29 protein-coding genes are annotated in these 26,916 nt (G+C 66.9%); 7 read left to right on the forward strand and 22 right to left on the reverse strand.

The genetic code is table 11. The features are described from left to right. Positions 1-60: 60 nt before the first annotated feature. Entirely contained in the window at positions 61-1,017 is a 957-nt protein-coding gene (locus ACAM54_RS08870; protein ID WP_025569460.1) for a LysR substrate-binding domain-containing protein, read from the forward strand. Positions 1,018-1,040: 23 nt separating this feature from the next. Here the strand turns inward: ACAM54_RS08870 and ACAM54_RS08875 are convergent, their stop codons facing one another. Beyond that, positions 1,041-2,258, reverse strand: a complete 1,218-nt coding sequence (locus tag ACAM54_RS08875; protein ID WP_369650478.1) for a polyhydroxyalkanoate depolymerase — start codon at positions 2,256-2,258, stop codon at positions 1,041-1,043. A gap of 98 nt (positions 2,259-2,356) precedes the next feature. Here ACAM54_RS08875 and ACAM54_RS08880 point away from each other — a divergent pair, with 98 nt between their 5' ends. Beyond that, the gene (locus ACAM54_RS08880; protein ID WP_025569458.1) at positions 2,357-3,013 is read left to right on the forward strand and encodes a glutathione S-transferase; all 657 of its coding nucleotides are present in this window, start codon (positions 2,357-2,359) and stop codon (positions 3,011-3,013) included. On the opposite strand, the gene ACAM54_RS08885 is transcribed toward ACAM54_RS08880, so the two are convergent. Next, a complete protein-coding gene (locus tag ACAM54_RS08885) occupies positions 3,010-3,858 on the reverse strand; it encodes a helix-turn-helix domain-containing protein (RefSeq protein ID WP_369650479.1) in 849 nt (282 codons plus the stop codon). The two genes, ACAM54_RS08880 and ACAM54_RS08885, sit on opposite strands and share 4 nt — an antisense overlap. Before the next feature lie 111 nt (positions 3,859-3,969). Between ACAM54_RS08885 and ACAM54_RS08890 the strand changes: the two genes are divergently transcribed. Both ACAM54_RS08890 and ACAM54_RS08895 read left to right on the forward strand, forming a co-directional pair. Beyond that, positions 3,970-4,965 carry a tripartite tricarboxylate transporter substrate binding protein gene (locus ACAM54_RS08890; protein WP_192325141.1) on the forward strand — a complete coding sequence of 332 codons (996 nt, stop codon included), beginning with the start codon at positions 3,970-3,972 and terminating at the stop codon, positions 4,963-4,965. A 22-nt stretch (positions 4,966-4,987) separates the two neighbouring features. Then, positions 4,988-6,304: a Rieske 2Fe-2S domain-containing protein gene (locus tag ACAM54_RS08895; RefSeq protein ID WP_369650480.1), complete on the forward strand. Its 1,317-nt coding sequence runs from the start codon at positions 4,988-4,990 to the stop codon at positions 6,302-6,304. Here the strand turns inward: ACAM54_RS08895 and ACAM54_RS08900 are convergent. From ACAM54_RS08900 to ACAM54_RS08925, 6 genes are read right to left on the reverse strand one after another with little or no spacing between them, the layout of a single operon-like run. After that, positions 6,301-6,648, reverse strand: coding sequence for a DOPA 4,5-dioxygenase family protein (locus ACAM54_RS08900; protein ID WP_025569454.1), 348 nt, complete (start codon positions 6,646-6,648; stop codon positions 6,301-6,303). The genes ACAM54_RS08895 and ACAM54_RS08900 overlap by 4 nt on opposite strands. A 7-nt stretch (positions 6,649-6,655) precedes the next feature. Continuing rightward, entirely contained in the window at positions 6,656-7,276 is a 621-nt protein-coding gene (locus ACAM54_RS08905) for a DUF4166 domain-containing protein (RefSeq protein ID WP_025569453.1), read from the reverse strand. After that, positions 7,273-8,310, reverse strand: coding sequence for an SRPBCC domain-containing protein (locus ACAM54_RS08910; RefSeq protein WP_369650481.1), 1,038 nt, complete (start codon positions 8,308-8,310; stop codon positions 7,273-7,275). The genes ACAM54_RS08905 and ACAM54_RS08910 overlap by 4 nt, the downstream gene beginning before the upstream one ends. Further along, positions 8,307-9,284, reverse strand: a complete 978-nt coding sequence (locus ACAM54_RS08915) for a methyltransferase domain-containing protein (protein ID WP_025569451.1) — start codon at positions 9,282-9,284, stop codon at positions 8,307-8,309. The genes ACAM54_RS08910 and ACAM54_RS08915 overlap by 4 nt, the downstream gene beginning before the upstream one ends. A 20-nt stretch (positions 9,285-9,304) precedes the next feature. Beyond that, complete coding sequence (locus tag ACAM54_RS08920) at positions 9,305-9,730, reverse strand: thiol-disulfide oxidoreductase DCC family protein (RefSeq protein ID WP_369650482.1); 426 nt, start codon at positions 9,728-9,730, stop codon at positions 9,305-9,307. A 58-nt stretch (positions 9,731-9,788) separates the two neighbouring features. Next, positions 9,789-10,391 carry a MarR family transcriptional regulator gene (locus ACAM54_RS08925; RefSeq protein ID WP_025569806.1) on the reverse strand — a complete coding sequence of 201 codons (603 nt, stop codon included), beginning with the start codon at positions 10,389-10,391 and terminating at the stop codon, positions 9,789-9,791. Positions 10,392-10,508: 117 nt separating this feature from the next. Between ACAM54_RS08925 and ACAM54_RS08930 the strand changes: the two genes are divergently transcribed. Both ACAM54_RS08930 and ACAM54_RS08935 read left to right on the forward strand, forming a co-directional pair. Further along, positions 10,509-11,603, forward strand: a complete 1,095-nt coding sequence (locus ACAM54_RS08930; RefSeq protein WP_025569805.1) for a PA0069 family radical SAM protein — start codon at positions 10,509-10,511, stop codon at positions 11,601-11,603. A gap of 116 nt (positions 11,604-11,719) precedes the next feature. Beyond that, entirely contained in the window at positions 11,720-12,226 is a 507-nt protein-coding gene (locus ACAM54_RS08935; RefSeq protein ID WP_261380255.1) for a gluconokinase, read from the forward strand. 10 nt (positions 12,227-12,236) lie between these two features. On the opposite strand, the gene gnd is transcribed toward ACAM54_RS08935, so the two are convergent. From gnd to ACAM54_RS08990, 11 genes are all read right to left on the reverse strand, one after another. Then, positions 12,237-13,661: a decarboxylating NADP(+)-dependent phosphogluconate dehydrogenase gene (gnd, locus tag ACAM54_RS08940; protein ID WP_025569738.1), complete on the reverse strand. Its 1,425-nt coding sequence runs from the start codon at positions 13,659-13,661 to the stop codon at positions 12,237-12,239. 106 nt (positions 13,662-13,767) lie between these two features. After that, positions 13,768-14,376 (reverse strand): 3'-5' exonuclease, encoded by a 609-nt coding sequence (locus tag ACAM54_RS08945; RefSeq protein ID WP_369650483.1) that lies wholly within the window; start codon positions 14,374-14,376, stop codon positions 13,768-13,770. Continuing rightward, entirely contained in the window at positions 14,373-14,759 is a 387-nt protein-coding gene (locus ACAM54_RS08950; RefSeq protein WP_025569734.1) for a TfoX/Sxy family protein, read from the reverse strand. Before ACAM54_RS08950 ends, ACAM54_RS08945 begins: the two co-directional genes overlap by 4 nt. Positions 14,760-14,778: 19 nt before the next feature. Beyond that, on the reverse strand, positions 14,779-15,168 hold the full coding sequence (locus tag ACAM54_RS08955) for a VOC family protein (RefSeq protein WP_025569733.1): 390 nt from the start codon (positions 15,166-15,168) through the stop codon (positions 14,779-14,781). A gap of 26 nt (positions 15,169-15,194) precedes the next feature. Next, positions 15,195-15,698 carry a GNAT family N-acetyltransferase gene (locus ACAM54_RS08960; RefSeq protein WP_223262442.1) on the reverse strand — a complete coding sequence of 168 codons (504 nt, stop codon included), beginning with the start codon at positions 15,696-15,698 and terminating at the stop codon, positions 15,195-15,197. 36 nt (positions 15,699-15,734) lie between these two features. Further along, positions 15,735-16,610, reverse strand: coding sequence for an S-formylglutathione hydrolase (fghA, locus tag ACAM54_RS08965; protein WP_025569730.1), 876 nt, complete (start codon positions 16,608-16,610; stop codon positions 15,735-15,737). Continuing rightward, positions 16,607-17,533: an alpha/beta fold hydrolase gene (locus ACAM54_RS08970; protein ID WP_369650484.1), complete on the reverse strand. Its 927-nt coding sequence runs from the start codon at positions 17,531-17,533 to the stop codon at positions 16,607-16,609. The genes fghA and ACAM54_RS08970 overlap by 4 nt, the downstream gene beginning before the upstream one ends. Before the next feature lie 21 nt (positions 17,534-17,554). Further along, positions 17,555-18,661 carry an S-(hydroxymethyl)glutathione dehydrogenase/class III alcohol dehydrogenase gene (locus ACAM54_RS08975; RefSeq protein WP_021006426.1) on the reverse strand — a complete coding sequence of 369 codons (1,107 nt, stop codon included), beginning with the start codon at positions 18,659-18,661 and terminating at the stop codon, positions 17,555-17,557. A gap of 41 nt (positions 18,662-18,702) precedes the next feature. Then, complete coding sequence (locus ACAM54_RS08980; RefSeq protein WP_025569595.1) at positions 18,703-19,341, reverse strand: glutathione S-transferase N-terminal domain-containing protein; 639 nt, start codon at positions 19,339-19,341, stop codon at positions 18,703-18,705. After that, positions 19,338-20,201, reverse strand: coding sequence for a (2Fe-2S)-binding protein (locus ACAM54_RS08985; protein WP_025569593.1), 864 nt, complete (start codon positions 20,199-20,201; stop codon positions 19,338-19,340). Before ACAM54_RS08985 ends, ACAM54_RS08980 begins: the two co-directional genes overlap by 4 nt. Before the next feature lie 13 nt (positions 20,202-20,214). After that, a complete protein-coding gene (locus ACAM54_RS08990) occupies positions 20,215-20,892 on the reverse strand; it encodes a Rieske 2Fe-2S domain-containing protein (protein WP_369650485.1) in 678 nt (225 codons plus the stop codon). A 55-nt stretch (positions 20,893-20,947) separates the two neighbouring features. Between ACAM54_RS08990 and aroQ the strand changes: the two genes are divergently transcribed. Next, a complete protein-coding gene (gene aroQ, locus ACAM54_RS08995; RefSeq protein WP_025569589.1) occupies positions 20,948-21,388 on the forward strand; it encodes a type II 3-dehydroquinate dehydratase in 441 nt (146 codons plus the stop codon). 18 nt (positions 21,389-21,406) lie between these two features. Here aroQ and ACAM54_RS09000 read toward each other — a convergent pair whose 3' ends face one another. From ACAM54_RS09000 to ACAM54_RS09010, 3 genes are all read right to left on the reverse strand, one after another. Next, entirely contained in the window at positions 21,407-22,954 is a 1,548-nt protein-coding gene (locus ACAM54_RS09000; RefSeq protein WP_025569587.1) for a SpoVR family protein, read from the reverse strand. Next, positions 22,951-24,243 (reverse strand): DUF444 family protein, encoded by a 1,293-nt coding sequence (locus tag ACAM54_RS09005; protein ID WP_025569584.1) that lies wholly within the window; start codon positions 24,241-24,243, stop codon positions 22,951-22,953. Before ACAM54_RS09005 ends, ACAM54_RS09000 begins: the two co-directional genes overlap by 4 nt. Positions 24,244-24,310: 67 nt before the next feature. Then, positions 24,311-26,233, reverse strand: coding sequence for a PrkA family serine protein kinase (locus ACAM54_RS09010; RefSeq protein WP_145741932.1), 1,923 nt, complete (start codon positions 26,231-26,233; stop codon positions 24,311-24,313). Positions 26,234-26,916: the final 683 nt, after the last annotated feature.

Below are 26,916 nucleotides of genomic sequence, written 5' to 3' on the forward strand. Positions count from 1 at the left end.
ATCATAAATAAAATTTTGAATTTCTATAATTTGATTCATTCAATCAATAACCAGGACGCGATGGCCTCCTTGCCGCTCCGCGCGCTCACCCTGCGCCAGCTCCAGTTCTTCTCGGTGCTGGTGGAAGAAGGCCACTTCGGCCGCGCGGCGCACCGGCTGGCCATCACCCAGCCGGCGCTGAGCAATGCGATCAAGCAGATGGAGAAACTGCTCGGCGCCGAGTTGCTGACCCGCTCCACCCACCGCCTCGAGCTCACGCCGGTGGGTGCCGAGGTGCTGGCGCGCACCGATTTCCTGGTCAACACCTTCGAGGTAGCGCTGCGAGACATCGAAAGCACGGTGCAGCGCGGGCGGGCCTTCGTGCGCGTGGGCGTGATCCCCTCGGCCAGCGCGCGCGTGACGGCCACGGCCAGCGAGTTTCTGCAAGCCGGGCAGCGCGAGGTCGAGATCGCCTGGCGCGATGCGCCTTCGACCACCTTGCTGGCCGAGCTGCGCAGCGGCCAGCTCGACATGGCGGTGGCCGCCATCACCGAGCCGCCGGGCGGGCTGGCCTGCGTCGACCTGTTCCGCGACCCGCTGGTGCTGGTGGTGCGCCGCGACCATGCGTTGGCCACGGCCGCGGACGCGAGCTGGGAGGCCATCGGCCGCGAGCGGCTGGTGCTGTTCGAGAGTGGCAGCATGCCGGCGCTCGGCAACCCGGCGCGCGCGCAGTTCGAGCAAGGCCCCGAGCCCTTGCGCGTGAGCTATTCCGAAACGCTCTATGCGCTGGTGCGCAGCGGCCAGGCGCTGGGCTTGATGCCGCGGCTCTACACCGCGCTGCTGCGCGACCCCGAACTGGTGGTGCTGCCGCTCTCGAAGCCGCGCGTCGAGCGCCGCGTGGTGCTGGCCTACCTGCCGGGGCCGATCCGCAACGTGGCGGCGCAGGAACTGATCGCGTTCCTGCGCGAGCGGCTGCCGCAGGCCGGCGAGGCCACGGTGCGGCGGGTGGCGGCGAAGGGGAAGCGCAGCCGGCGCTGAAGGCGGGCATTCGCCCCGAAGGCTCAGTGCAGCTCGGCCGCGGCGTGGATGGTTTCGCGCACGCGCGGATAGATCTGCGCGTTCCACTTGCTGCCGCTGAAAACGCCATAGTGGCCCACGCCGGCCTGCAGGTGATGCACCTTGAGGTACGGCCGGATGCCGGTGCAGAGGTCTTGCGCCGCCACCGTCTGGCCGACCGAGCAGATGTCGTCGCGCTCGCCTTCCACCGTGAGCAGCGCGGTGCGGCGGATGGCCGCCGGGTTCACCGTGCGCTCGCCCACGGTGAGCACGCCGCGCGGCAGGTCGTAGGTCTGGAACACGCGTTCCACGGTTTCCAGGTAGAACTCGGCCGGCAGGTCGTTCACCGCCAGGTACTCGTCGTAGAAGCTGCCGATGGTGCGGGCCTTCTCGACCTCGCCCTCGACCAGGTGGCGGACCATGTCCTGGAACTGCTTCTTGTGGCGCTCGGGGTTCATGCTCATGAAGGCCGAGAGCTGCAGAAAGCCCGGGTACACGCGCCGCATCATGCCGGCATGCGGCCAGGGCACGTGGCTGATGAGGTTGCGGCGGAACCACTCGATCGGCTTGCTGGTGGCAAGCGCATTCACGCCGGTCGGGTTGACCCGGCAATCGACCGGGCCGGCCATCAGCGTGAGGCTGCGTGGCGTGGCGGGGTTGTCGTCCTCGGCCATCAGCGCGGTGGCGGCCAGTGCGGACACGCAGGGCTGGCAGACCGCGACCATGTGCACGCCCGGGCCCACGGCTTCCAGGAAGCGCATGAGCTGCAGCGTGTAGTCGTCCAGGCCGAAGCCGCCATGCCACAGCGGCACGTCGCGCGCGTTGTGCCAGTCGGTCAGGTACACGTCGTGGTCGCGCAGCAGGGTGCGCACGGTTTCGCGCAGCAGCGTCGCGAAATGGCCCGACAGTGGTGCGACCAGCAGCACGGGCGGGTGCACGGCCTGCGTGTCCTTGCGGAAATGCAGCAGCGTGCCGAAGGGCGAGACCAGCGTTTTCTCTTCGTGCACCGCGGTTTCCGCGCCATCGACCGGCACGCTGGCAATGCCGTAGTCGGGGCGCGAATGGGTCAGCCGCATGCGCGAAAACACTTCGAACTGCGCGGCCATGCGCCGCAACATGGTGCGTTCAGTGCCGTCCTTCCAGAGGGCCCGGGCGAGGTACTGGGCTGCGAGCCGGGAGGGCGAAAGCAGATCGGCTTGGTTCTGGTAGGCCCGGTACAACATGAAAGTAGTACAGGCAAGTTGCGGGCCAAGCGGTGGCACAGGCCTTGCACGCCCCATGGAGCCAACCGGCAGCAGGCAGCCCGTCAAGGAGATCCACGATGGCCAAACCCGTTCTCACGATCAGCAGCAAGAACTACGGCGCCTGGGCGCTGCGGGGCTGGCTGATGTGCAGGCTGGCAGGGCTCGACTTCAGCGAGAAGATCATTCCGCCCGACGACCCGGCCATGAAGGCCGAGATGCTGCTGCTCTCTTCGTCGATGCTGGTGCCCTCGCTGCAGCACGGCGGCGTCAAGGTGTGGGACACGCTGGCCATCGGCGAATACCTGAACGAGATCAAGCCCAAGAGCGGGCTGCTGCCGGCCGACATCCAGGCCCGCGCGCACTGCCGCGCCATTTGTGGCGAGATGCACTCGGGCTTCGCTTCGATGCGCGGCGCACTGCCGATGAACATCAAGGCCCGGTTCCGCGGATTCAAGATCTGGTCGCGGGCGCAGGCCGACATCGACCGCATCGTCGCCATCTGGCGCGAGTGCCTGAAGACCTACGGCGGTCCTTTCCTGTTCGGCAAGCAGCCGGGCATGGCCGATGCGATGTATGCGCCGGTGGTCACGCGCTTCCTGAGCTACGACGTGCCGCTCGACAGCGTCTGCGCCGCCTACTGCAAGCGCGTGATGGACCTGCCCGCCATGCAGGAGTGGGTGGCCGCCGCGAAGGAGGAGCCCGAGGAAATCGACGAGCTCGACGCCGAGTTCTAGGCCGATTTTCTGCGCCGGTTCTTCAGGCCGGGGGGTGGCCCGAAGCCCACCTGCCGCAGCTTGCGCTCGATGCCCTGCGCCGCCTGTTGCAGGTCGGCCAGGTGCGCCGAGACGATCTCGCGCTCGGTCTTCACGGCCGGCAGCCACGCGCAGCTCAGGCAGCCCACCACGCGTTCGTCCAGGCGCACCGGCACCGAGAGCGCGCCGAAGCGGTCGGGCGAATCCATGCTGGTCGACGTCGGGTCGCGCACCACGTAGCCCTGGTCTCTGGCATGGGCCACCATGCGCCGGATGTTCTCGGGGCGGCGCGCGGCGCGGTCGGTGTCGTTCGGCGAACGGGCCAGCGCCGCGAGAATCTCGCGCCGCTCGTCCTCGGGACAGAACGACAGATAGCAGCGGCCGAGCGACGACAGCAGCATGGGCGGCCTGAAGCCCAGTACGCGGTAGTTCACAGCCAGGCCGTTGCGCGGCCGGTCGGTGTCCAGGATGAGCATGGCCGCGCCGTCGCGCACGCCCAGGTCGGTGGGCCACGGCACCAGGCGCTGCAGCGTGGCGCGGGGCTGCGCTGCGAGCGCTGACAGGCGAGCGCGCCATTGCACCGCGGGCCCTGATTCGCCGCTGGCCGGGGCCGGCACGTAGCGCTTGTCGAGCTCGCTGCGCTCGGCCCATCCGGCCTGTTGCAGTGTCTTCAGGATGCGCAGCAGCGTGGCCTTCGAGAGGCCGGTCTGGCGATGCAGCTCCGACAGCGTGGCGGCCGACGAGCGCTGGATGGCCAGCATCACGTCGAGCCCGCGGCGCAGCGCATCGATCGATTTCACGCCTCGGACTCCGGCGGTGTCTGCCATGCAGGGCTCCAGAAAAAAGTTCACCTGGTGAAACTATATCTTCTGGCTTCGGCAGCGCGTTCCTACAGTGCATCGACCCCACCCGTCGTCCCACTGAAAAGGAAACCGAGCATGAAGTTCACCCGTCGCAAAGCGGTCCGTACCGCTGCCGCCATTGCCGCATCGAGCCTTGCGCTGCTGGCCGCCGGCAGCGCCATGGCGCAGGCCTGGCCGGCCAGGCCGATCACCGTCGTCGTTTCCTATCCCGCGGGCGGCGACACCGATGCGGTCGCGCGCATCTATGCCGAGAAGCTCTCGCTGCGCCTCGGGCAGCCTGTGCTCGTCGACAACCGGCCCGGCGCCAGCGGCATGATCGGCAACGCCTGGGTTGCCAGGGCCGCGCCGGATGGCTACACGCTGCTGTTCACTCCCAGTACCTTTGCGATCGCGCAGCACGTGCTGAAGGCCGGCCCCGGCGTGGCGCACGACGTGGTCAAGGATTTCACGCCCATCGTGAAGACCGGGAACATACCGCTGCTGCTGGTGACCGCCCCATCGACCGGCATCAAGAACGTGGCGCAGCTGGTGGCCGACGCCAGGGCCGGCAAGGCGCTGAGCTACGGCACGCCGGGCGCGGGCTCGCCGATGCACATCGCGGGCGAACTCTTCAACAAGGACGCCGGAACGCAGATTGCCCATGCGCCGTATCGCGGCGTGGCGCCGGTGGTGAACGACGCGCTCGGCGGCCACGTGGGCGTGGGCTGGATCACGCCAGGCGCGGTGGCGGGCCACATCGCCAGCGGCAAGCTGGTCCCGCTGGCCGTGGCCGAACGCCAGCGCACGAAGCTGATGCCCGGCGTGCCCACCCTGGTCGAGCTTGGCTACAAGGACGTGGACGTCAGCGCCTGGATGGGCCTGCTCGGCCCCAGGGGCATGCCGGCGGAGCTGGTGCAGGCGCTGAACCGCCAATTCAACGAAGTGCTGAGGATGCCCGACGTGCAGGCCCGCATGGCCGCGCTCGGCATCGAACCCGTCGGCGGCGCGCCGTCGGTGCTGGCGCAGCAGATCGCGGACGACGACCAGCGCTTCGGCAGGCTGGTGAAGGAATTCGGCATTCGCGCCGAATGAACCGGAACAAGGAGACAAGCACATGCTGAGCGAAGAGAAGAACCGCCTGCTGACCGAGGTCGGTCCCGGCAAGCCGATGGGCGACTACCTGCGCCGCTACTGGCATCCGATTGCCGGAGCGAGCGAGTTCGACGACCAGGCCGTCAAGCCGCTGCGCATCCTGGGCGAGGACCTGGTGCTCTACAAGGACCTGGGCGGCAACTACGGCTTGGTGGACCGCCGCTGCTCGCACCGCAATGCCGACATGTCCTACGGCTTCGTCGAGCAGTGCGGCCTGCGTTGCAGCTATCACGGCTGGCAGTACGACCAGAGCGGCCAGTGCGTGCACCAGCCCTTCGAGGAAACGATGGACCCGGGCGCGCGCATGCGCAGGAACACGAAGATCAAGGCCTACCCCGTGCAGGAGAAGGCCGGGCTGCTCTGGGCCTACATGGGGCCGCAGCCCGCACCGCTGCTGCCCGACTGGGAGCTGTTCAATTTCAGCAACGGTTTCGCGCAGGCCGTGTTCGCCGAGATACCGTGCAACTGGTTCCAGTGCCAGGAAAACTCCATCGACCCCGTGCATTTCGAGTGGACGCACAACAACTGGACCACCCGCCTGCAGGGCGACGAGGGCCCCTATGTGCCCACCCACCTGAAGCTCGCGTTCGAGGAGTTCGAGCACGGCTTCGTCTACAGGCGGTTGCGCGGCGGCGAGAGCGAGGACAACGTCATGTGGACGGCGGGCCGCGTCACGCTGTGGCCCAACGGATTTTTTCTCGGCCATCACTTCGAATGGCGCGTGCCCATCGACGACCACAACACCCTGAGCGTGCTGTGGGTCCTGAGCCGCGTGCCGACCGAGCAGGAGCCCTACGTGCAGGAGCGCATCCCGTCCTGGTACGGCCCGATCAAGGACCCGGCCACCGGCCGCTGGATCACGAGCCACGTGGCCAACCAGGACTTCGTCGTCTGGGTGGGGCAGGGCACGGTCACCGACCGCACCCGCGAAAAGCTCGGCCAGAGCGACAAGGGCATTGTGATGATGCGCCGCCGCTTCTTCGAGGAGATCGAGGCGATGCAGGCCGATCCGGCGCACGAGCCCAAGGGCCTGATCCGCGATGCCGCGATGAACCGCGACCTGCGGCTGCCTTCGGCCTGCCGCGACGAGATGCTCCACGGCCTGCCGCGCGCGCAGCTTGCCGCCCATCCGCTGCTGGGCCCCTACCTGAAGGATTTCTTCGGCCAGGCCGGACAGCCCGAGCATGTGCGCGCGGCCTACGAACGCGCGATCGGCCAGAAGGTGGAAGGCGCGAAATTCTTCAAGGTGCACGGCAGCGCCGCGGAGCAGTCGAGTTAGCGCCGGAACATCCGCAGGTCGAGTGGGCTTTCCTCGCCGAGCCACATGGCATGCGCCGTGTGGTCGGCGAAGTCGTCGCCCGTGACGCCGTGCACGAAGATGTCGAGGCCGTTGCGGTGCGTCTCGAGCCATTCGATCACCTGGTCGAACTCGGCCGCGTCGAAGGCCAACTGGCAGCTCCAGTGCGTGTGGGGGCCCACCAGCCGCTCGTGCACCCGGCCGACCACCACCATCAGTTCGCGGCCCGCCTCTTCGCACAGCTGCCTGGCCTGCGCCACCGTGGCGGGGCCGAAGTAGACGTGGGCGTGGTATTGCGGATAGAGGTTTTCGGGGCGGCGCGGCATGGTCCGGTCATTGTGGACCCAACCGGAAGCGCCCGCTGTAGCGGAACACGTCGCCGAACCAGCGGTGGCGCAGCACCATCCTCATGGTGAAGCGGTCGGCATCGTGCGGGTCGGGCCGTTCCTCGACATAGGCGGTGCCCAGCAGCAGGCCGAGCGGCAGCGGCAGGTGCAGCCTGCCAAGGCGCCAGATGTAACCGAGGTCGCGGAACACCAGCGCGCCTTCTTCCGCGCTCACGGCCAGGCGCATGCCGACGCCGAAGCGCACGTACTCGATCACCTCGCCGCCGCCCTTGGCCGCCTGCGCCATGTGCGAGCGGAAGTGGAACGGCGCGCGGCCCTCGAAGCTGAAGATGCGGTCCCAGTACAGCCGCGCGTCGCCGGGCCGGCAGCGGTAGTGCACCTCGATCGGCACGCCGGTGCCGGTGTAGGGAACGAGGGCGCCGAACAGGCGGCCGAAGGGCATCAGCAGGCGCGCCCACGGCGCATGGTGCACTTCGTCCATCGTGCCGCGCACGCACACGTGGGCGTTCGAGAACGGTGCCATCGTGTAGTGCCGGCGGATCACGTCGCCGAGCTGCTCCCAGCCAGGGCCGAGCACCTGCTGGAAGACGGGGCGCGTGTCCTTCATGCGGCCGCCGCGGTGGTTTCGCTGCGCGCCCTGTAGAAGCGCAGGATGTGCTCGGAGAAGTCGCCCAGCAGGAACTGCGCCACGCGGTCGGCATACCAGTTGAAGCGCGTGCTCACGCGCCAGGAAACATCGATGCGAAGCTCCGTGCCGCCTTCGCGCGGCGTGAGCGTGTAGGCCGAATCGCGCAGGTCGAAATAGTGGCCGCCGATCACCACGTGGTCGTCCAGCGCGCCGGCGGGAAAGGAGTCGGGCGAGAAGCGGTAGCGCCACTTCACGCGCTGCAGCGGCTGCCACTCGGTGATGATTTCGTCGAAGTGCACGTCCTTTTGCCATTGCACCTTGCGCACGCGGCCCTCGGGCGTGTCCTGGGTCACGCCCGCCACCGGCATCGGCACGCCGATGCGGTAGGCCCAGGCATCGCCGACTTCGTTCGGGCGGATGTCCTGCGCATCGTTGAGCTCATGCCACACGCGCTCGGCGGGTGCGGCAATGAAGAGGGTGCGCGAAGTGCTCGAGATCCGTTCGGGGTTGGGCCATTGTGGCTCGATGGCGCCGAACAACAGCGGCAGCAGGGCGAAGCTGTAGAGCGCCGGCCTGGGCCAGTTCGTGATGCGGCAGACAATGCCCATCGCAAGCCCGCCGAGGCTGCCCATGACGCCGAAGAGGGGAACGATCACCACCGCGCAGACTATCCCTTCGATGAAGACCAGCAGCGTGCCCACGACGAACAGCGCGGTCGAGACCCACGGTGCCCAGATGTAGTAGCCCCAGCTGCGCCGCTCGATGCGCTCGGCCATGTAGACCGTGACCGCGCCGCACACGGCGGGGGCGAGGTAGATGAACGAACCCAGCATGGCCGAGAAGCGCTGGCCCGGCAGGCCGCTGAAGGCAATGCGCAGCACCAGCGCGGCGGCCGCGCCGACCAGCAGTGGCCAGAACCACGCGAAGGGAATGGGGTGCCTGGGCATGTCGCGCACCTGCACGTCGGTGGGCGGAGGCTCGGGGGGCGTGGTTTGGCCGGGTTCGGTGCTCATGAAAATTGCTTCTCCTCGCTGCGCCTGGCCGTCACCATGCAGTAGTCGAAATCGCGCCAGAAAAGGCCCAGCACCAGCGCGCAGTAGCTGGCCACGATGTGCTTGCGGCGCCAGGGGCTGAGCCGCCCGCGCGCCTTCCAGAGTTCGGCCAGCGCGAAGCGCGTGGCAAGCACCGGGATGTGCAGCGCGCTGGGCGCCACGCGCCAGCGCAGCGACTGCACCTCGATGTCTTCGAAGCCGTGGTCGCGCAGGGCGGCGACGAAATCGTCCCGCACGGCCAGCGTGGGCACGGCCCAGCTGTCGGCCCACAGGCGGTGCAGCCAGCCGGCGCTGCGGCCGGGCTTGTCGCGCAGCAGGAAGCCGTCGATCACCGCGAGCCGCGCGCCGGGCTTCAGCAGGCGGGCCGCCTCGCGCACGAAATCGGCCTTGGCCGTGCCAGTCGCGTAGCAGGCGCTTTCCACGGCCCAGGCGCCGTCGGCCTGTGCGGCGGGCAGGCCGGTGCGGGTGTAGTCGGCTTCGATGTGCGCCACGCGGTCGGCCACGCCAGCGCCGGCATCGAGCCGCAGGGCGATGCTGTTCTGCACCGCCACGTTGGTGACCGTGACGGCAAACAGCGCCGGATCGTCGCCCACCAGCGTGCGCGCGGTGGCGCCGGCGCCGCAGCCAAGGTCCACCACGCAGCGGCGCTGCGCGCCTTCCTGCGCTGGCGGCCGGGGCTCGTCGAGCTTCAGCGCGCGGCCGACGGCGCGGTTCATTTCCACCAGCATGCCTTCGCGCCGCAGCGGATTCAGCCCGAGCCGCCAGAAGCCGAAGTGCATGTTGTAGCTGGGGCTCCATGCACGGTAGTCGTCGGCCACCTCGGTGAAATAGTCCTGCGTGTCGGCCTTGGTGATGGAGGCTTCGGGCGCCGCGGAGGTTCGAGGCGCGGTCCGGGCGCCGGAGGGAGGGAAATCGGGCTGGAAGACGTTGGTCACGAGAGCTCCTTTTCTTTTTTTCAGATCCGGCAATTGCCGCCGGCGCAGGTGCGGGACGACCGCGCGGCCTTGCCCGCGAGCAGGGCCACCAGCCAGCGCGGCAGCCGGTAGCGGTTGCGCGCAAGCACCGCATAGGCGCGGTCGGCCAGCGGCGCGAGCAGCGGCAGGTCGAGCAGGAAGCTGCCGCTCGGCAGCCCGACGGCGTCGCGGCAGGCGCGGATGGCGGAAACGCCCACGAACACCTGCCCCGCTGCGTCGACCGCGTGGATGGCGGCCATCAGCGCTGCGCGTGGGGCCGGGCCGGCGCCGAAGCCGGCGGGCGAGCAGTCCACGAGGTTCAGGCGGGCCATGGTGTCGCGCGCCTTCATTGCGTTCATTTCTGCCGTGCACAAAGCACAGGTGGCATCGAAATAGACGGTCAGCGGATAGGTGGCAACGGCGGGCATAAGGTTTGTTTTCGTTGTTTCTGTCAAAACAGAAATTAAGAAGCAAAAAAAGAGCGGCTCAGATCATCGGCAGGCTGGCATGGTGGGCATCGGAATCGTCGTCCTTGCCGGGGGCCGCGGTAGTTGCCGCCGGCGCCGCATCGCCGCGAACGAACTTCTGCACGCTGGCCCCGAGCGTCAGCACCTTGTCGAGCGTGCCGGGCGAGAGCCGCAGCATTTCGTCGGCCCAGGTGGCGAGTTTGCTCATCAGGTCCATGGTGGAGCGGATGCGGTCCTGCGCATCGGCGGGCTCCTTCTGGAAGTCGGGGCTCGCGACGATCTCGCGCAGCACGCGGATGGTCGGGTCGAACTCGCGCTCCTTGCGCTCGCGTACCACGGTGCGGAACAGCTCCCAGACGTCGACGCTGGTTTCGAAATAGTCGCGCCGGTCGCCCAGGATGTGCGTCACGCGCACCAGGTTCCACGCCTGCAGTTCCTTCAGGCTGTTGCTCACGTTGGAGCGGGCCACGCCCAGCGTGTCGGAGAGCTCTTCCGCATGCATGGGCCTGCCGCGCGCGAACAGCAGCGCATGGATCTGCGAGACCGTGCGGTTGACGCCCCACATGGAGCCCATTTCTCCCCAGTGGAGAACGAACTTGCGTTGGATGTCGGTGAGTTCCATGCGTTGGAGTCTAGGATTTTATAAATTTCTGTCAAGAGAGAAACTCAAAATCAGCTTGATCCCGGAAAAGCTTTAGAATACTGTGTAAACATACAGTATTCGAGAGAAAGGACCTGCATGCCCGCCGCCCGGATCCCCATCCACGCCATCAAGGGCCGCGGCGCGGCCACGCGCCTGGCGCACCGCTTTTCGCGCGACGAGCGCAATGCCTTCGACGATGGCTGGGGCACGCTCGAAGAAGGCGCGGCCGAAGCCGAGGAACTGCTGCCGCTCGCCACCGAAGTGCGCTTCGAGGACGTGAAATCGGTGCTCAACGAAAACGACTCGCCCGATATTTCCTTCGACCGCTCGCTCAACCCGTACCGCGGCTGCGAGCACGGCTGCATCTACTGCTTTGCGCGGCCCACGCACAGCTACCTCAATCTCTCGCCGGGGCTCGACTTCGAAACCAAACTCATCGCCAAGCGCAACATCGTCGAGGTGCTGCGTGCCGAACTCGGCCGCAGGAGCTACCGCCCCAGCCACATTGCGATCGGCACCGCCACCGACTGCTACCAGCCCATCGAACGCGAACTGCGGCTCACCCGCTCGGTGATCGAGCTGCTGAAGGAAACGCACCATCCGTTCGCGCTGGTCACGAAATCGAGCGCGGTGGAGCGCGACCTCGACCTCATCGCGCCCATGGCCGCCGAGCACCTGGCCGCGGTGTACATCACCGTGACCACGCTCGACGGCGAGCTGGCCCGCAAGCTGGAGCCGCGCGCTGCCGCGCCGCACCGGCGGCTGCGCACCATCCGCACGCTGGCCGAGGCGGGCGTGCCGGTGGGCGTGAGCGTGGCGCCGCAGATTCCCTTCGTCAACGAAGACATGGAACAGGTGCTCGAAGCCGCCTGGGACGCCGGTGCGCGCAACGCCTTCTACACGGTGATCCGGCTGCCCTGGGAAGTGGCACCGCTCTTCAAGCAATGGCTCGAACTGCACTACCCGCAGCGCGCGGACCGCATCATGGCGCGCATCCACGAGATGCGCGGCGGCAAGGACTACGACGCCGACTTTGCCACCCGCATGAAGGGCTCCGGCCTCTGGGCCGACCTGATCCGCCAGCGCTTCGAAAAGGCGGCGAACCGCATCGGCTTCAACCGCGAGCGCATTGCGCTCGATCTCGGCGCGTTCCGGCCGCCTGGCGCAGCGGGGCAGGGCAGCCTGTTCTAAGGGCGGCCGCGGCGGTGGTCCTGTTCCGGCGAAAAAGCGCTGCATCATGAGGAAGTGGATTCAAGTTCCACTGAAGCGCGGAGAATATCTCCGCGGTCTCACCAGGAAGGGTATGTATGAACGGGCCATGGCTGGTCGTGATGGGTGTTTCGGGCTGCGGCAAATCGAGCCTCGGGGCCGCGCTGGCGGTGGGCTTCGGGCTGCCGCTGATCGAGGGCGACGACTACCACCCGCCGGCCAACGTCGAGAAGATGAGCCGAGGCATCGCGCTGACCGATGCGGACCGCGCCGGCTGGCTCGCGACGCTGGGGCAGAAGCTGGCGGCTGCGCCGCAGGGGGCGGTGCTGACCTGCTCCGCGCTCAAACGCAGCTACCGGGAGCAGTTGCGCGCGGCCGTGCCGGGCCTGCGCTTCGTGTTCATGGAGATCGAGCGCGCCGAAGCCGAGCGCCGCGTGGCCGCACGGGCGGGTGCAGGCGAGCACACGTTTCCCGCAAGCCTGGTGGCCAACCAGTTCGCGACGCTGGAGTCGCCGGTCGGCGAGCCGGGCGTGCTCGCGGTGGACGCAACCGAGCCGCTGGGGGGGCTGGTCGGGCAGGTGAAGGCCTGGTTGCCCGCGGGCTGATTTGCAGGGATCAGCCGATGACTTCCGGCCAGTTGGTATGGAAGAACTCGCCGGCCGGCTTGTCCACGCGCTCGTAGGTGTGGGCCCCGAAGAAGTCGCGCTGCGCCTGCAGCAGGTTCGCGGGCAGCCGCTCGGTGCGGTAGCTGTCGTAGTAGGCGAGCGAGGCGCTGAACGCCGGCACCGGAATGCCGTTGCCCACCGCCAGCGCCACCACCTCCCGCCAGTTCTGTTGCGTGCGGTTGAGCAGGTCCTTGAAGAAGGGGTCGAGCATCAGGTTGCCCAGTGACGGATCGCTGCGGTAGGCGTCGGTGATGCGGTTCAGAAAGCGCGCGCGGATGATGCAGCCGCCGCGCCAGATCGCTGCGATGCGGCCCAGGTCGAGCTTCCACGCCTTCTTCTCGCCCATGGTCTGGATCAGGTCGAAGCCCTGCGTGTAGCTGACCACCTTCGAGGCATAAAGCGCGTCGTGCACCTTGGCCACCAGCGCCTTCTTGTCGAGCGACAGTGCGATCTTCGGCCCCTGCAGCAGCTTGCTGGCCACCACGCGCGCCTTCTTTTGCGACGACAGCACGCGCGCCTCGACCGCGGCATTGATGGTGCTGATGACCACCGCGTTCTCGGCCGCGTTGACCAGCGTCCACTGGCCCGTACCCTTCTGGCCGGCCTTGTCGAGAATGAGCTCGACGATCGGCTGGCCGGTCTCCGGGTCCTTCTGTTCGAGGGCCTTGGCGGTGATCTGGATCAGGTAGCTCTGCAGCTCGCCCTCGTTCCATTCGCTGAAGACCGCCGCCATCTCGTCGGTGCTGAAGCCGGCCGCCTTGAACAGGCTGTAGGCCTCGCAGATCAGCTGCATGTCGCCGTACTCGATGCCGTTGTGCACCATCTTCACGTAGTGGCCCGCGCCGCCGGGGCCGATGTGGATCACGCAGGGCTCGCCGTCCACCTTGGCTGCGATGCTCTCGAAGATCGGCTTCATCACTTCCCAGGTGGAGAGCGGCCCGCCCGGCATGATCGACGGGCCCTTGCGCGCGCCTTCCTCGCCGCCCGACACGCCCGCGCCGATGAAGCGCAGGCCCTTGGTCTGGAGATACGCGTCGCGGCGTTCGGTGTCGGTGTAGAGGCTGTTGCCGCCGTCGATCACGATGTCGTCCTTGTCGAGCAGCGGGATCAGCTGCTCGATGACCTGGTCGACCGGCGCGCCGGCCTTCACCATGATCTGGATCTTGCGCGGCCTGGCGAGGCTCTGCACGAACTCCTCGAGCGTCTTCGCGCCGACCAGCTTCTTGCCGGGGTTGGCGGCCACGAAGGCCTCGGTGGTGGCTTCGGTGCGGTTGTACACGCTGACCTGGAAGCCGCGGCTTTCCACGTTCAGCACCAGGTTCTGGCCCATCACGGCCAAGCCGATCAATCCGAAATCGCTTTTGTTGCTGCTCATGGCCCTTCTTTCGTCTGCGGTGAATGTGACGGGCATTGTGCCGGGGGCGCCGCGCAGCCGCAGCCACAGGGCCTATGGCCGGGCGGGACGCAGGGGCGCCGGCGGTTCAGCCGCCGAACAGCGCATCGAACACGCGAATGGACGCGTAGGCGTCATTGGCCGCGTAGCGCATCTGCGCTTCGGTCAGCTGCCTGTTGGCCCAGTTCGAGGTGGTCGCCTTGCGCGATTTCACGAAGCGCCGGTTGAACACCAGCGCCACGGCCGCCTTCACGCCCACCGACTTGCGGTAACCGCGGCGGCGGAACTCGCTGTCGATGTCGAACACCGCCTTCGGCTCGATGTTGAGGCGGTTGCGGATCAGCGTGAGATCGGTCGAAAGGCCGAAGCCGACCTTCCGGAGTTCGGTGGAAGCAATCAGCGTTGCGACCACCGGGTTGCATTCGGTGCGGTGCAGCTGGAACAGCCAGGCGGTTTCGCGCGTTGCGAACTGCACCACGTGCGGGCCGCCCGAAACCTCGTTCTTCGCGAAGGTGGGCTTGGATTCGGTGTCGAAGCCCGCAACGCCGGCGGCCAGCAATTCGGCGGCGGCATGCTCGGCGTCCTGCAGCGTGGAAACGACCACGATGTCTTTGAGGCCCAGGCCTTCGAAGGGTTCGAGCAGCGCGATCTGCTCGCGTTCGGGAAGGGGCGGCAGCGCGGGAGGGGTGTCGCTCACGACGAGGCTGCTTTCTTTTTTTTCTTCACTGGGGCTTTCCTGGCGGTTTTCTTCTTCGGCGGCTGGCCTGAACGCAGGGCCGCCTCGTAGGCGCGGCGGCCCCAGAGCGCGGCTTCCTCGCGGTCTTCGAAAAGATCGGCTGGCGCGAGCCGGTACGACATCGGCATGGCCTTGCCTTCGCGCACGTAGGTGAAGGGCGGCAGGTCCAGCCTGTCGAAATGCTCGGCGCTGCCGGCATCGGACTTGAGGTAGAGCGTGTCCTTGGCAACGAGCGCGATCATGCGGCCCTCGTGCCACACGCCGTGGCCGCCGAACATGCGGCGCGTTTCGATGCGGCCGAGGCGCTCGAAGACTTCGTGCAGGCTTTGGACGAATGCGCTCATCGGGCAGGCTTTGTGCGGCTCATGCAGTGATCTCGATGCGGTTGCCGTCGGGGTCGAGCACCACGCTCTCGTAGTAGCCGTCGCCGGTGCGGCGCGGACCGTCGAGCAGCGGGTAGCCGTCCGACTTGAGCCGCTGCGTCAGTTCGTCGACGGCAGCCTCCGAACCCACGCTGATGGCCAGGTGCGTCCAGCCCATGCGTTGGGCACCGGGTTCGGCGGGCACCGGCGAGAGCGTGCGGGTGGTCATGGCCTCGATGCGCGCGCCGTCGCCCAGGCTCAGGAAGCAGGACGCAAAGCCCTTGGCCGGATTGGCATAGCCCGCCCCGGCCGTGGCGCCGAAGTAGTCGACGTAGAAGCGCTTGCAGCGTTCGAGATCGGTGGTCCAGAGGGCGATGTGATCGATGCGCATGGAGAAAGGGCAGGGAGGGAAGGCGCTCAGCCGGTGCGCCGCGGCTGCCGCGGCGGGCTTGCCGGATACCAATGGTAGGCGACCCGTTCGCGTCCGCTGGCCGGGTGCCGGTCGACCGCGCCGCGCACCAGGCCGTAGCGTTCGTAGAAGCGCTGCGCCGCGGTGTTGCTGGTGGCTACGTGAAGTTTCCAGCCGAGCGGCATGCGCACGCTGGCTTCGTCGAGCAGCGCCTGCCCCAGGCCCTGGTTGCGAAGATGAGGTTCGACGAACAGCTGCGCCACGTATTCGCGCCGCACCAGCAGCACCATGAAGGCGAGCACCTGGCCTTCGCGTTCGGCCAGCACCACGTCGGCGGGTGGCACGAATTCGGTTTGCACACGCCGCAGCCAATGCGTGATCGGCTCGATGACGGCGGCATTCCGGTTGGCCGCAATCCAGGCGCGGCGCCAGATGCCGGCCAGCGCCAGGCTCTCTTCGGCGGCGCCGTCGCGGGACCGCAACTGGAAGGCGGGAATCTGTGCTGCGGACATGCGTCCCATGATAAGCCGCCCGTGGGCCGCGGTCGATCAGCCGCGCAGCGTCTGCGCGTGGTGCGCGATGTGGTCCGCCATGAAGGTCTGGATGAAGTAGTAGCCGTGGTCGTAGCCCGCGTGGCGGCGCAGCGTGAGCGGCTGGCCGGCGGCAAAGCAGGCGGCCTCGAAGGCTTCCGGGTGCAGCTGGTCGGCCAGGAATTTGTCGGCCAGTCCCTGGTCGATCAACAGGCCTTGCGGATAGGGTGCGGCGGTCTGCGACTTCATGAGCGCGCTGGCATCGTGTGCGAGCCATTGCGCGCGGTCGCCGCCAGGCTCGCCCAGGTAGCCGCCGAGCGCCTTCTGGCCCCATGGGCATTGCGTGGGCGCGCAGATGGGCGCGAAGGCCGACAAGGACTTGAAGCGCCCCGGATGCCGCAGCGCCAGCGTGAGCGCGCCGTGGCCGCCCATCGAATGGCCGAAGATACCCAGGTGCTGGTCGTCGATGGCGAAGTGCCGTCCCACCAGGGGCAGCAGCTCATGCACGATCCAGCTTTCCATGCGCCAGTGGGTGGACCAGGGCGATTCGGTGGCGTCGAGGTAGAAGCCCGCGCCAATGCCGAAGTCCCAGTGGGCGGTGGCGCCGGGCAGGTTTTCGGCGATGCTGCCGCGCGGGCTGGTGTCGGGCGCGATCAGCGCCAGGCCCAGGCTGGCGGCCATGCGCTGCGCGCCGGCCTTCACTGCAAAGGTTTCCTCATTGCAGGTCAGCCCCGCAAGATAGAGCAGGGCCGGCACGCGCTCGTGCGCGGCCTGCGGCGGCAGGTAGACCGAAAAGCGCATCGGCAGGCCGATCTCGTGCGAGGCATGCTCATGGAAGCTCTGCACGCCGCCGAAGGCATGGTGCTCGGAAAGGGTCTTGAGGGAGTCGGTCATCGGGAGGTGTTGTGGTGCCGCAATGCGGGCACGAGTTCGAGCACGGCGTCGGCAAAGATGCGCGGCGCCTCCTGCGGGAGGTTGTGGCCCGCGCCGGGCACCAGGCGGTGCGAGCGCGGGCCGCTGAAGCGGTGCGCATGGGCCGAGGCATCGGCAGGCGGGCGCACGCCGTCGTCGATGCCGTCGAAGGTGATGGCGGGCACGCTGATCGCGGGCTGCGCGGCCAGCCGGCGCTCGATGTCCGCGTAGGCCGGGGCGCCCGCAACCAGGCCGAAGCGATGCCGGTACGAGTGGATCACCACCTCGACGAAATCAGGATGGTCGAAGGCCGCGGCGCTGCGTTCGAAGGTGGGCTCGTCGAACGTCCAGGTCGGCGACCAGAGCCGCCACAGCAGCCGCGTGAGCGCCCTGCGGTCCTTCGCGAGCCCGGCGCGGCCGCGCTCGCTGTGGAAGTAGTACTGGTACCAGAGGCTGTGCTCGTTTTCTGGCGTATCCGGCTCCATCGCCTTGGCGATGTTCTGGATGTTGTAGCTGTTGAGCGAAACCAGGCCCGCGCAGCGCTCGGGCCACAGCCCCGCCACCACGCAGGCGGCGCGGCCGCCCCAGTCATAGCCGGCGAGCACCGCGCGTTCGATCTTCAGCGCGTCGAGCAGCGCGAGCAGGTCGGCGCCGAACGCCGCCTGTTCGCCCGAGCGCGGCGTGGCATCGCTCAGGAAGCGCGTGGCGCCGTAGCCGCGCATGTACGGAACGATCACGCGGCAGCCCTGCTCGGCGAGCATCGGCGCGACTTCCGCGTAGGTGTGGATGTCGTACGGAAAGCCGTGCATCAGCAGCACGGGCGGGCCGCTGGACGGGCCTGTCTCGTAGTAGGCGACTTCGAGGACGCCCGCTTCGATCTTGCGCAGGGGTTCCATGCGGCTCATGGCGGACGTTCTCCTCGAAGGCTAGTAAAGCACCACGCCGCGAATGGATTCGCCGCGCTTCATGAGGTCGAAGCCCTTGTTGATGTCTTCCAGCGGCATGGTGTGCGTGATCAGGTCGTCGATGTTGATCTTGCCTTCCATGTACCAGTCGACGATCTTCGGAACGTCGGTGCGCCCGCGCGCGCCGCCGAAGGCCGAGCCTTCCCACTTGCGGCCCGTGACGAGCTGGAACGGCCGCGTGCTGATCTCCGCACCCGCCTCGGCCACGCCGATGATGATGCTGCGGCCCCAGCCCTTGTGCGTGCATTCGAGCGCCTGGCGCATCACCTTGGTGTTGCCGATGCACTCGAAGCTGTAGTCGGCGCCGCCGTCGGTCAGCTGCACGATCGCATCGACGATGTTCTCGTGCTCCTTCGGGTTGAGGAAGTGCGTCATGCCGAACTTGCGCGCCATCGCTTCGCGCTCGGGGTTCAGGTCGACGCCGATGATCTTGTCGGCACCCACCATCTTCGCGCCCTGGATCACGTTCAGGCCGATGCCTCCGAGGCCGAACACCACCACGTTGGCGCCGGCTTCCACCTTGGCCGTGAAGATCACCGCGCCGATGCCCGTGGTCACGCCGCAGCCGATGTAGCAGACCTTGTCGAAGGGCGCGTCCTCGCGGATCTTGGCCAGCGAGATCTCGGGCGCGACGGTGTAGTTGCTGAAGGTGCTGGTGCCCATGTAGTGGAAGATGGGCTTGCCGTCCAGGCTGAAGCGCGAGGTGGCATCGGGCATCAGGCCCTTGCCCTGCGTGCCGCGGATCAGCTGGCAGAGGTTGGTCTTGCGCGACAGGCAGAACTTGCACTGGCGGCATTCGGGCGTGTAGAGCGGAATGACGTGGTCGCCCTTCTTCAGCGTGGTGACGCCGGGGCCCACGTCGACCACGATGCCCGCGCCCTCATGGCCGAGGATGGCCGGGAAGATGCCTTCGGGGTCGGCACCCGAGAGCGTGTAGTAGTCGGTGTGGCAGATGCCGGTGGCCTTGATCTCGACCAGCACCTCGCCGAATTTCGGCCCTTCGAGGTCCACGGTTTCGATGGTGAGCGGGGCTCCGGATTTCCAGGCGACGGCAGCTTTGGTTTTCATGGCGCTTCAGGGCAAAGGGTCAAGGATAGCGAGGCCGGCGTTCAGGCCGCCCCGGCGGCAAAGATACCCGACATTCCGATGAAGCCGGGCAGGTGGCGGAAGCTCCAGATCCAGTGCCGCAGGGCGGGATACTCGTCCAGCGAAATGCCGCCTTCGCCGGCCAGGGCGGCATAGGGAAAGCAGGCCAGGTCGGCCACCGTTGGATGCGGGCCGGCCAGCCACTGCCGGCCCTCGCTGGCGCGCTCGGCCAGGTGGTCGTCCAGCAGGCGGAAGGCTGCGTGTGCGCCGCGCCGGCAGGCTTCGACGTCGATGTTCTCGTGGCCGAAGGCGTCGTGCAGCCGCGCGGCCGAGGCGGTGCGGGTGAGCTCGTCGGCGGTGGCGAACCACATCGCAATCTGGCCGCGCAGCTGCGGATCATCCGGATACCAGCGGCCCTGCGTGTCGTGCCTGCTTGCGAGATAGACGAGGATGGCCTGCGCGTCGCGCAGCAGGAAGCCGCCGTCGTCGATCACCGGAAGCTGGCCCAGCGGGTTGACGTGCGCCAGGAACGCGGCCGACTTGTGCTCGCGGCCCGGATGGAAGTCGACCGGCACGCGCTGGTGGTCGAGGCCGAGCCAGGCGAGCATCTGCCGCACCTTGAAGCAGTTGCCCGACAGGGCGTAGTCGTAGAGCCGGATCATGCGGCTTCCCTCACGCCGAAGCGCATGCCGCGCTCGCGCAGCCAGCGCCGGTAGGTCACTGAAGAGGTATCGCCCCGCGTCGGGATTTCGGCGCGGCCTTCGAGGGGCATGCGCTTGAACGCGTGGTTCTCCAGGATCGGCTTGTCCTGCCCGAAGATCGTCTGCTGGAACGCGATGAGTTCGGCGTCGGTGGACGTTTCGTCATAGCAGGCCAGGAGCGTGTGGGCGATCACGTGCTCGTCGTCCAGCGGCTGAAGGAACAGGCCGATGGCATCGAGCTCGCCACTGCGGGAGCTCGACTTGTAGAGCATGGCGGAGAGCGGCTGCATCACCCTGTATTTGTAGAGCACTTCGCTGCCGCTGTCGTGGGCGGCCGAGGCGCGCGGCTGCCAGAAGCGGCAATCGGTGGCCCAGATCTCGTCTGTGGCGGGATCGACCTGCACCTGGTACTTCGCCACTTCGGTGTGCGGCACCTGGCCCAGGAAGCCGGCGTGCACGAACGGGAAGTGCGCCATGTCGAGGAAGTTCTCGATCACGCGCAGCCCCGACACCGCCACGCCGATGCCGCCGCAATCGACGATGCGGCGCCCGGCCTCGCTGTATTCCGGGAAGTCGAACAGCGGCCGCGTCGGCTTGCCGCTGGGGCAGACCCAGAGAAAGCCATGGCGTGGCTGGATGGCCAGCGCCTGCGTGCTGAGCCGGCATTGCGGCGTGCCGGCAGCATCGGTCCACAGCTGCAGCGTTTCTCCGAGCAGGCGAACTGCGCGGGGCCGGGCTTCGGAGGTGCCGGCGAGCGCGGCCGCGGGGCCGGCGACCAGCCAGTCGTCAAGCATGTTGGGGTCATCGGTGGCGAAGGGCATGGTGTTCTTCCGGTCAGGCCGCCTGCTGCCGCGCTTCGATTTCGCCGCGCAGTGCGCGCGCGGCGATGTGCAGGTTCTTCATCGCGTCGCTGCCGGGTGCGGCAGGCGTCCAGAGGTGAATGAAGGTCAGGCTCGGCTGGGCGTCGAGCACCAGCGCGGTGGCGTCGACGTGGTCGAGCGCGCCGCGCATGGCGAGCGCCGGCGCCTCTGCCGCGAACCCGCGCGCCGCGAGCGCATCGCGCACGCGGGCCGCGCCAGCGCGCACGCAGAGCGTGCGGCAGAACGACCAGCCGGGCGGCACGGCGTCGCCCGGCGGCGGAGAAGGCGGCGCCTCGGCCCCGAGGCTCACCCACAGCATGCCGGCCGCTTCGGTTGCGTGGAACACCTTCGCGCACACGTTGCGCGGCGCCGGCATGCCCGGATGGGCGGGAATGCTCGCGCACTGGCCGCTATCGGCGTCGTACTGCCAGCCGTGGTACGCGCAGGCGAGGCGGTCCTGCACCACCTGCCCCAGCGTGAAGCGCACGCTGCGGTGCGGGCAGCGGTTTTCCCAGGCCTGCGCGGTGCCGCCGGCCGAACGCCAGAGGGCCAGTTCCTGGCCTTCGGCAAGGCCCGCGACGATGTTGGCGCCGGGGCGCAGATCGGCCGAGCGGGCCACGGGGTGCCAGGTTGGAATGCTGTCTGTGCTCATGATGCGCGCCACCTTAGCGCAACCATAATGGCGGCATCGCACCTTGGCATTCATCATGAAGAAAATACTCGTCCTCAACGGCCCCAATCTCAACCTTCTCGGCACCCGCGAACCCGAGCAATACGGACGCGACACGCTGGCCGACGTGGAACGCCTGTGCCAGGAGGCCGGCGCGAAGCACGGCGTGGAGATCGAATGCCGCCAGTCGAACCACGAGGGCGTGCTGATCGACTGGATCCACGAGGCCGGCCGCGAGGTGGCCGCCGGCCACATGCTCGGCGTGGTGATGAACCCGGGCGCCTACACCCACACCTCGATCGCGCTGCACGACGCCATCAAGGGCGCGAGCGTGCCGCTCGTCGAACTCCACATCTCGAACGTGCATGCGCGCGAGGAGTTTCGCCACCGCTCGTACATCTCGCCCGCAGCGCGCGGCATCATCGTGGGTCTTGGCGTGAAGGGCTACGCGCTGGCCATCGCGGCCCTGGTGCCCTGAGCCCGGTGCGGCGGCCGGTCAGTCGGTCTGCCGCGGCGCGACGGCCTTCCAGCTGCGGCTGATGTGGCCTTGGGCGTCGACGCTTTCCAGGTGCACATCGAAGCCCCACAGCCGTGCGACGTGCTTGAGCACCTCTTCGGCATCATCGTGCAGCGGCAGGTTGTTGCGCTGCGTGTGGCGCAGCGTCAGGGCGCGGTCGCCGCGCATGTTGACGTTCCACACCTGGATGTCGGGCTCCCTGCTGCCGATGTCGTACTGGCGTGACAGCGATTCGCGCAGCGCGTGGTAGCCGCTGTCGTCGTGGATGGCGGACACCTCCAGTTCGGGTTCGCTCTGGTGGTCGCGGATCGCGAACAGCCTGAAATCGCGCATGGTCTTGGGGCTCAGGAACTGGCCGACAAAGCTCTCGTCCTTGAAGTTGCGCATCGCGTAGTCGAGCGTCTTGACCCAGTCGGTGCCCGCAAAGTCAGGGAACCAGCGGCGGTCTTCCTCGGTAGGCTTCTCGCAGATGCGCCGCAGCTCGGTGAACATCGAGAAGCCCAGCGCATAGGGATTGATGCCGCTGTAGGCGCGATGCCCGACGGGCGGCTGGAAGATCACGCCGGTGTGCGAGCTGAGCCATTCCATCATGAAGCCGTCGGCGAGCTGGCCGCGGTCGTACATGGTGTTCAGCAGGGTGTAGTGCCAGAACGTGGCCCAGCCCTCGTTCATGACCTGGGTCTGGCGCTGCGGATAGAAATACTGCGCGATCTTGCGCACGATGCGCACCACCTCGCGCTGCCAGGGCTCGAGCAGCGCGGCATTCTTCTCGATGAAGTAGAGCAGGTTTTCCTGCGGTTCCGAGGGGAAGCGGCGCGACGAGTCGGATTCGGCCGTGTGTTCGCTCTTGCGCGGCAGGGTGCGCCAGAGGTCGTTGACCTGCTGCTGCATGTGGCGCTCGCGTTCGGCGCGCTGCGTACTCTCCTGCGCCAGCGAACGCTTCTGCGGACGGCGATAGCGGTCGACGCCGTAGTTCATCAGCGCGTGGCAGGAGTCGAGCAGCTGCTCCACTGCGTCGAGTCCGTGGCGTTCCTCGCATTCGGCGATGTAGTGCCGCGCATAGACGAGGTAGTCGATGATTGAGGACGCATCGGTCCACATCCGGAACAGGTAGTTGCCCTTGAAGAAGCTGTTGTGGCCATAGGCCGCATGCGCGATCACCAGGGCCTGCATGGCCATGGTGTTCTCTTCCATCAGGTAGGCAATGCAGGGGTCCGAGTTGATGACGATCTCGTAGGCCAGCCCCATGTGGCCGCGGCGGTAGTTCTTCTCGGTGGCGATGAACTGCTTGCCGTAGGACCAGTGGCGGTAGATCATGGGCATGCCGACGCTGGCATAGGCATCCATCATTTGCTCGGCGGTGATCACCTCGAGCTGGTTCGGGTACACGTCCAGGCCGAAGCTCCTGGCCGTCTTCGCGATCTCGGCGTGGTAGGTCTCGATGAGATCGAAGGTCCAGTCCGACGGACTGGGCAGGCGCTCCAGGCGCTCGGTGCCGCGCTCGAGGGGAGGGTGGTCGGAGGTCATGCGGGCACTCCCTCCTTCTTGAAGAGGTCGCGGAAGACGGGATAGATGTCCCGTGCGTCCGATACCTTGCGCATCGCAAAATTGGGCTCGATGCCTTCGAGCTGCGCGTATTCCTGCCACAGGTTCTGCTCGGTCTCGGCCACCTGCACATAGGCGTAGTAGCGCACCACCGGCAGGATGTGGTCGACCAGCAGCTCGCGGCAGCGCCCGCTGTCCTGGTGCCAGTTGTCGCCGTCGCTCGCCTGCGCGCCGTAGACGTTCCATTCGCCGCTCGGGTAGCGCGCCTTGATGATCTCGTCCATCAGCACCAGCGCGCTCGACACCACGGTGCCGCCGGTTTCGGTGGCATGGAAGAACTCTTCCTCGGTGACTTCCTGCGCCTGCGTGTGGTGGCGCAGGAACACGAGGTCGATGGTTTCGTAATGGCGCGTGAGGAACATGTACAGCAGCATGAAGAAGCGCTTGGCCATGTCCTTGCGCGCCTCGTCCATCGAGCCCGACACGTCCATCAGGCAGAACATCACGGCCTTGGCGCTGGGAACGGGCGTCTTCACGCGGTTGCGGTAGCGCAGGTCGATCGGATCGATGTAAGGCACGTGGCGCGACGTGCGGCGCAGCTCGGCGATCCGCTCCTCGGTCTCCAGGATTTCCTTCTGGATGAAAGGCTGCTCGGCCTGCGGGTGCTCGCGCAGGTGCAGCAGGTGCGCCTCCAGGCGGCGCAGCTCCTTGCGCGGCTCGCCGCCCAGCGCGATGCGCCGCGCCAGGGCGCCGCGCATCGAACGCACCACGTGCAGGTTGTTGGGCGAGCCGTCGCTCGTGAAACCGGCCCGGTGGCTCTTCCATTCGGGCACCTCGGCGATCTGGGTGCGAATGAGGTGCGGCAGTGCCAGGTCGTCGAAGAACACGCGCATGAACTCTTCGCGCGTGAGGCGGAACACGAAGTCGTCCTCGCCCTCACCGCTATCTCCGGCCTCGCCGCTTCCCGAGCCGCCGCCGGCCTGTCCCTCCGGACGCGCAATGCGGTCGCCCTTCAGGTATTCCTGGTTGCCCGGGTGCACGTATTCGCGGTCGCCGCCGCGCGCATGGCCGAAGACGGGTTCGGACACATCGTGGCGCGGCAGGGTGACATCTTCGCCTTGCTCCAGTTCGCGGATGTTGCGCCCGCTGACCGCGCGCCGCACGGCCTCCTGGATCTGCCCTCGGTAGCGCCTGAGGAAGCGCTCGCGGTTGCCAATGGACTTGTTCTTGCCCGAAAGCCGGCGGTCGATGATCTGCTGCAGGATGGCCACGATGTTGTCAAAGCTCCTTGCAAAAAGGGGGCGAAGCCTTTTGGGCCCCGCCGCTGTGAACTGCCCGCTATGAACTCTTGCGCACGCGCAGGTACCACTCGCAGAGCAGGCGGACCTGCTTGGCCGTATAGCCTTTCTCGACCATGCGGGTCACGAAGTCCTCGTGCTTCTTCTGTTCGTCGGCGCTGCTCTTGGTGTTGAAGCTGATCACCGGCAGGAGTTCCTCGGTGTTGGAGAACATCTTCTTCTCGATCACCGCGCGCAGCTTCTCGTAGCTGGTCCACGCCGGGTTGCGGCCGGCGTTGCCGGCACGCGCGCGCAGCACGAAGTTGACGATCTCATTGCGGAAGTCCTTCGGGTTGCCGATGCCCGCGGGCCGCTCGATCTTCTCGAGTTCGGCGTTGAGCGAGGCGCGGTCGAACACTTCGCCGGTGTCCACGTCGCGGAACTCCTGGTCCTGGATCCAGTAGTCGGCATAGGTGACGTAGCGGTCGAAGATGTTCTGGCCGTACTCGCTGTAGCTCTCCAGGTAGGCGGTCTGGATTTCCTTGCCGATGAACTCGGCATAGCGCGGCGCCAGCAGCTCCTTGATGTAGCTGATGTACTTCTGCTCGGTTTCCGGCGGAAACTGCTCGCGCTCGATCTGCTGCTCGAGCACGTACATCAGGTGCACCGGGTTGGCCGCCACCTCGGAGCTGTCGAAGTTGAACACCTTCGAGATGATCTTGAACGCGAAGCGGGTCGAGACGCCGCTCATGCCTTCGTCGACGCCGGCATAGTCGCGGTATTCCTGGATCGACTTGGCCTTGGGGTCGGTGTCCTTGAGGTTCTCGCCGTCGTAGACCTGCATCTTGCTGTAGATGCTGGAGTTCTCGGGCTCCTTCAGCCGAGTGAGCACCGAGAACTGGGCCATCATGCGAAGCGTTCCGGGGGCGCACGGCGCCTTGGCGAGCGACGAGTTGCGCACCAGCTTCTCGTAGATCTTGATCTCCTCGGAGGCGCGCAGGCAGTAGGGCACCTTGACGATGTAAATGCGGTCGAGGAAAGCCTCGTTGTTCTTGTTGTTGCGGAAGGCCTTCCATTCGCTCTCGTTGCTGTGCGCCAGCACGATGCCGTCGAATGGAATGGCGCCGAAGCCCTCGGTGCCCTTGAAGTTGCTTTCCTGGGTGGCCGTGAGCAGCGGATGCAGCACCTTGATGGGCGCCTTGAACATTTCCACGAACTCCAGCAGGCCCTGGTTGGCCAGGCACAGGCCCCCCGAATAGGCGTAGGCGTCGGGGTCGTCCTGGGCGTAGGTCTCGAGCTTGCGGATGTCGATCTTGCCGACCAGCGAGGAGATGTCCTGGTTGTTCTCGTCGCCGGGCTCGGTCTTGGCCACGGCGATCTGGCGCAGCACCGACGGGTAGCGCTTGACCACCTTGAACTGGCGGATGTCGCCGCCGTACTCCTCGAGCCGCTTCACGGCCCAGGGCGAGAGGATGCGGTTCAGGTAGCGCCGCGGGATGCCGTATTCCTTCTCGAGGATCTCGCCGTCTTCGGCAGCGTCGAAGAGGCCCAGCGGCGTTTCGTTGACCGGCGAACCCTGGATGGCATAGAAGGGTACATGCTCCATGAGCTGCTTCAGGCGCTCGGCGATCGAGCTCTTGCCGCCACCGACGGGGCCGAGCAGATAGAGGATCTGCTTCTTTTCCTCCAGGCCCTGGGCGGCATGCCTGAAGTACGACACCACCTGCTCGATGGCGTCCTCCATGCCGTAGAACTCCTTGAACGCCGGGTAGATCTTGATGACCTTGTTCGCGAAGATCCGCGAAAGCCGGGAATCGTTGCGCGTGTCGACCAGCTCGGGTTCGCCGATGGCCTTGAGCATCCGCTCGGACGCGGTGGCATACGCGGTGGGATCGCGTTTGCAGATATCCAGGAAGTCCTGCAGCGAGAGGACTTCCTCGCGGGTGCGCTCGTAACGGGCGGCAAAGTTGCTGATCACATCCATGGTCACGCCTCCATCAGGTCTGCGGGTTTATTGACCCGAAGCCGGCAGCCGCAACGCGTAGCAACTTTTTAAAGGTGTACCGCCCATGGCTGCAAGCCATCGAAACTCCCTTAATCTCCATCTGCACAAACAGCATAAAGCAAAGAGTGCACCCGGAAAATTCTTTGTTAAATCAGAACCACAGTGCCGAGTAAAGTTCCTGAGAAAAACCCGCAGCATTTGGCAATTCCAGCTAAATTTCAGGGTTCGGGCTATCGAACTCAGCGCCACCCTGCCGCCCAGTGAAAATACCTATGGCGATCGGCATATGCAGTCATTGCATCTTTTCCGGCGAAAGCACCTCCTAATGAGCTCCCGGTGGCTCAAAGCGGTTACAGACCAATAACGCGCCGGGTCGCGTTTAGGTTTATTGCTCAATCGAAAAATATATAAAAGCAATCCCCGCGCCATCTTTTGATGGGCATGTCGCGCATGTGGGCGTGGGAAAGCGCGCCAAGGCGTGGTCGGCGAGGTTCCGAGGCGGCGTCGTCATGGTGCGCGGCACCGAACGAGGTCGGCAGGCACCGTTCGCGTGCGCGAAGCGGCGCGGCATCGGAGCGAGTCCGTGCCGCGCTTTCCAACTACTTGAAAAGACAGGGGAATCGGCAGCGCCGGGCCCCAGGATGGCGCCGGCCGGAGGTCGA

It is taken from the genome of Variovorax sp. V93 (assembly GCF_041154485.1).
GTDB lineage: Bacteria > Pseudomonadota > Gammaproteobacteria > Burkholderiales > Burkholderiaceae_C > Variovorax > Variovorax beijingensis_A.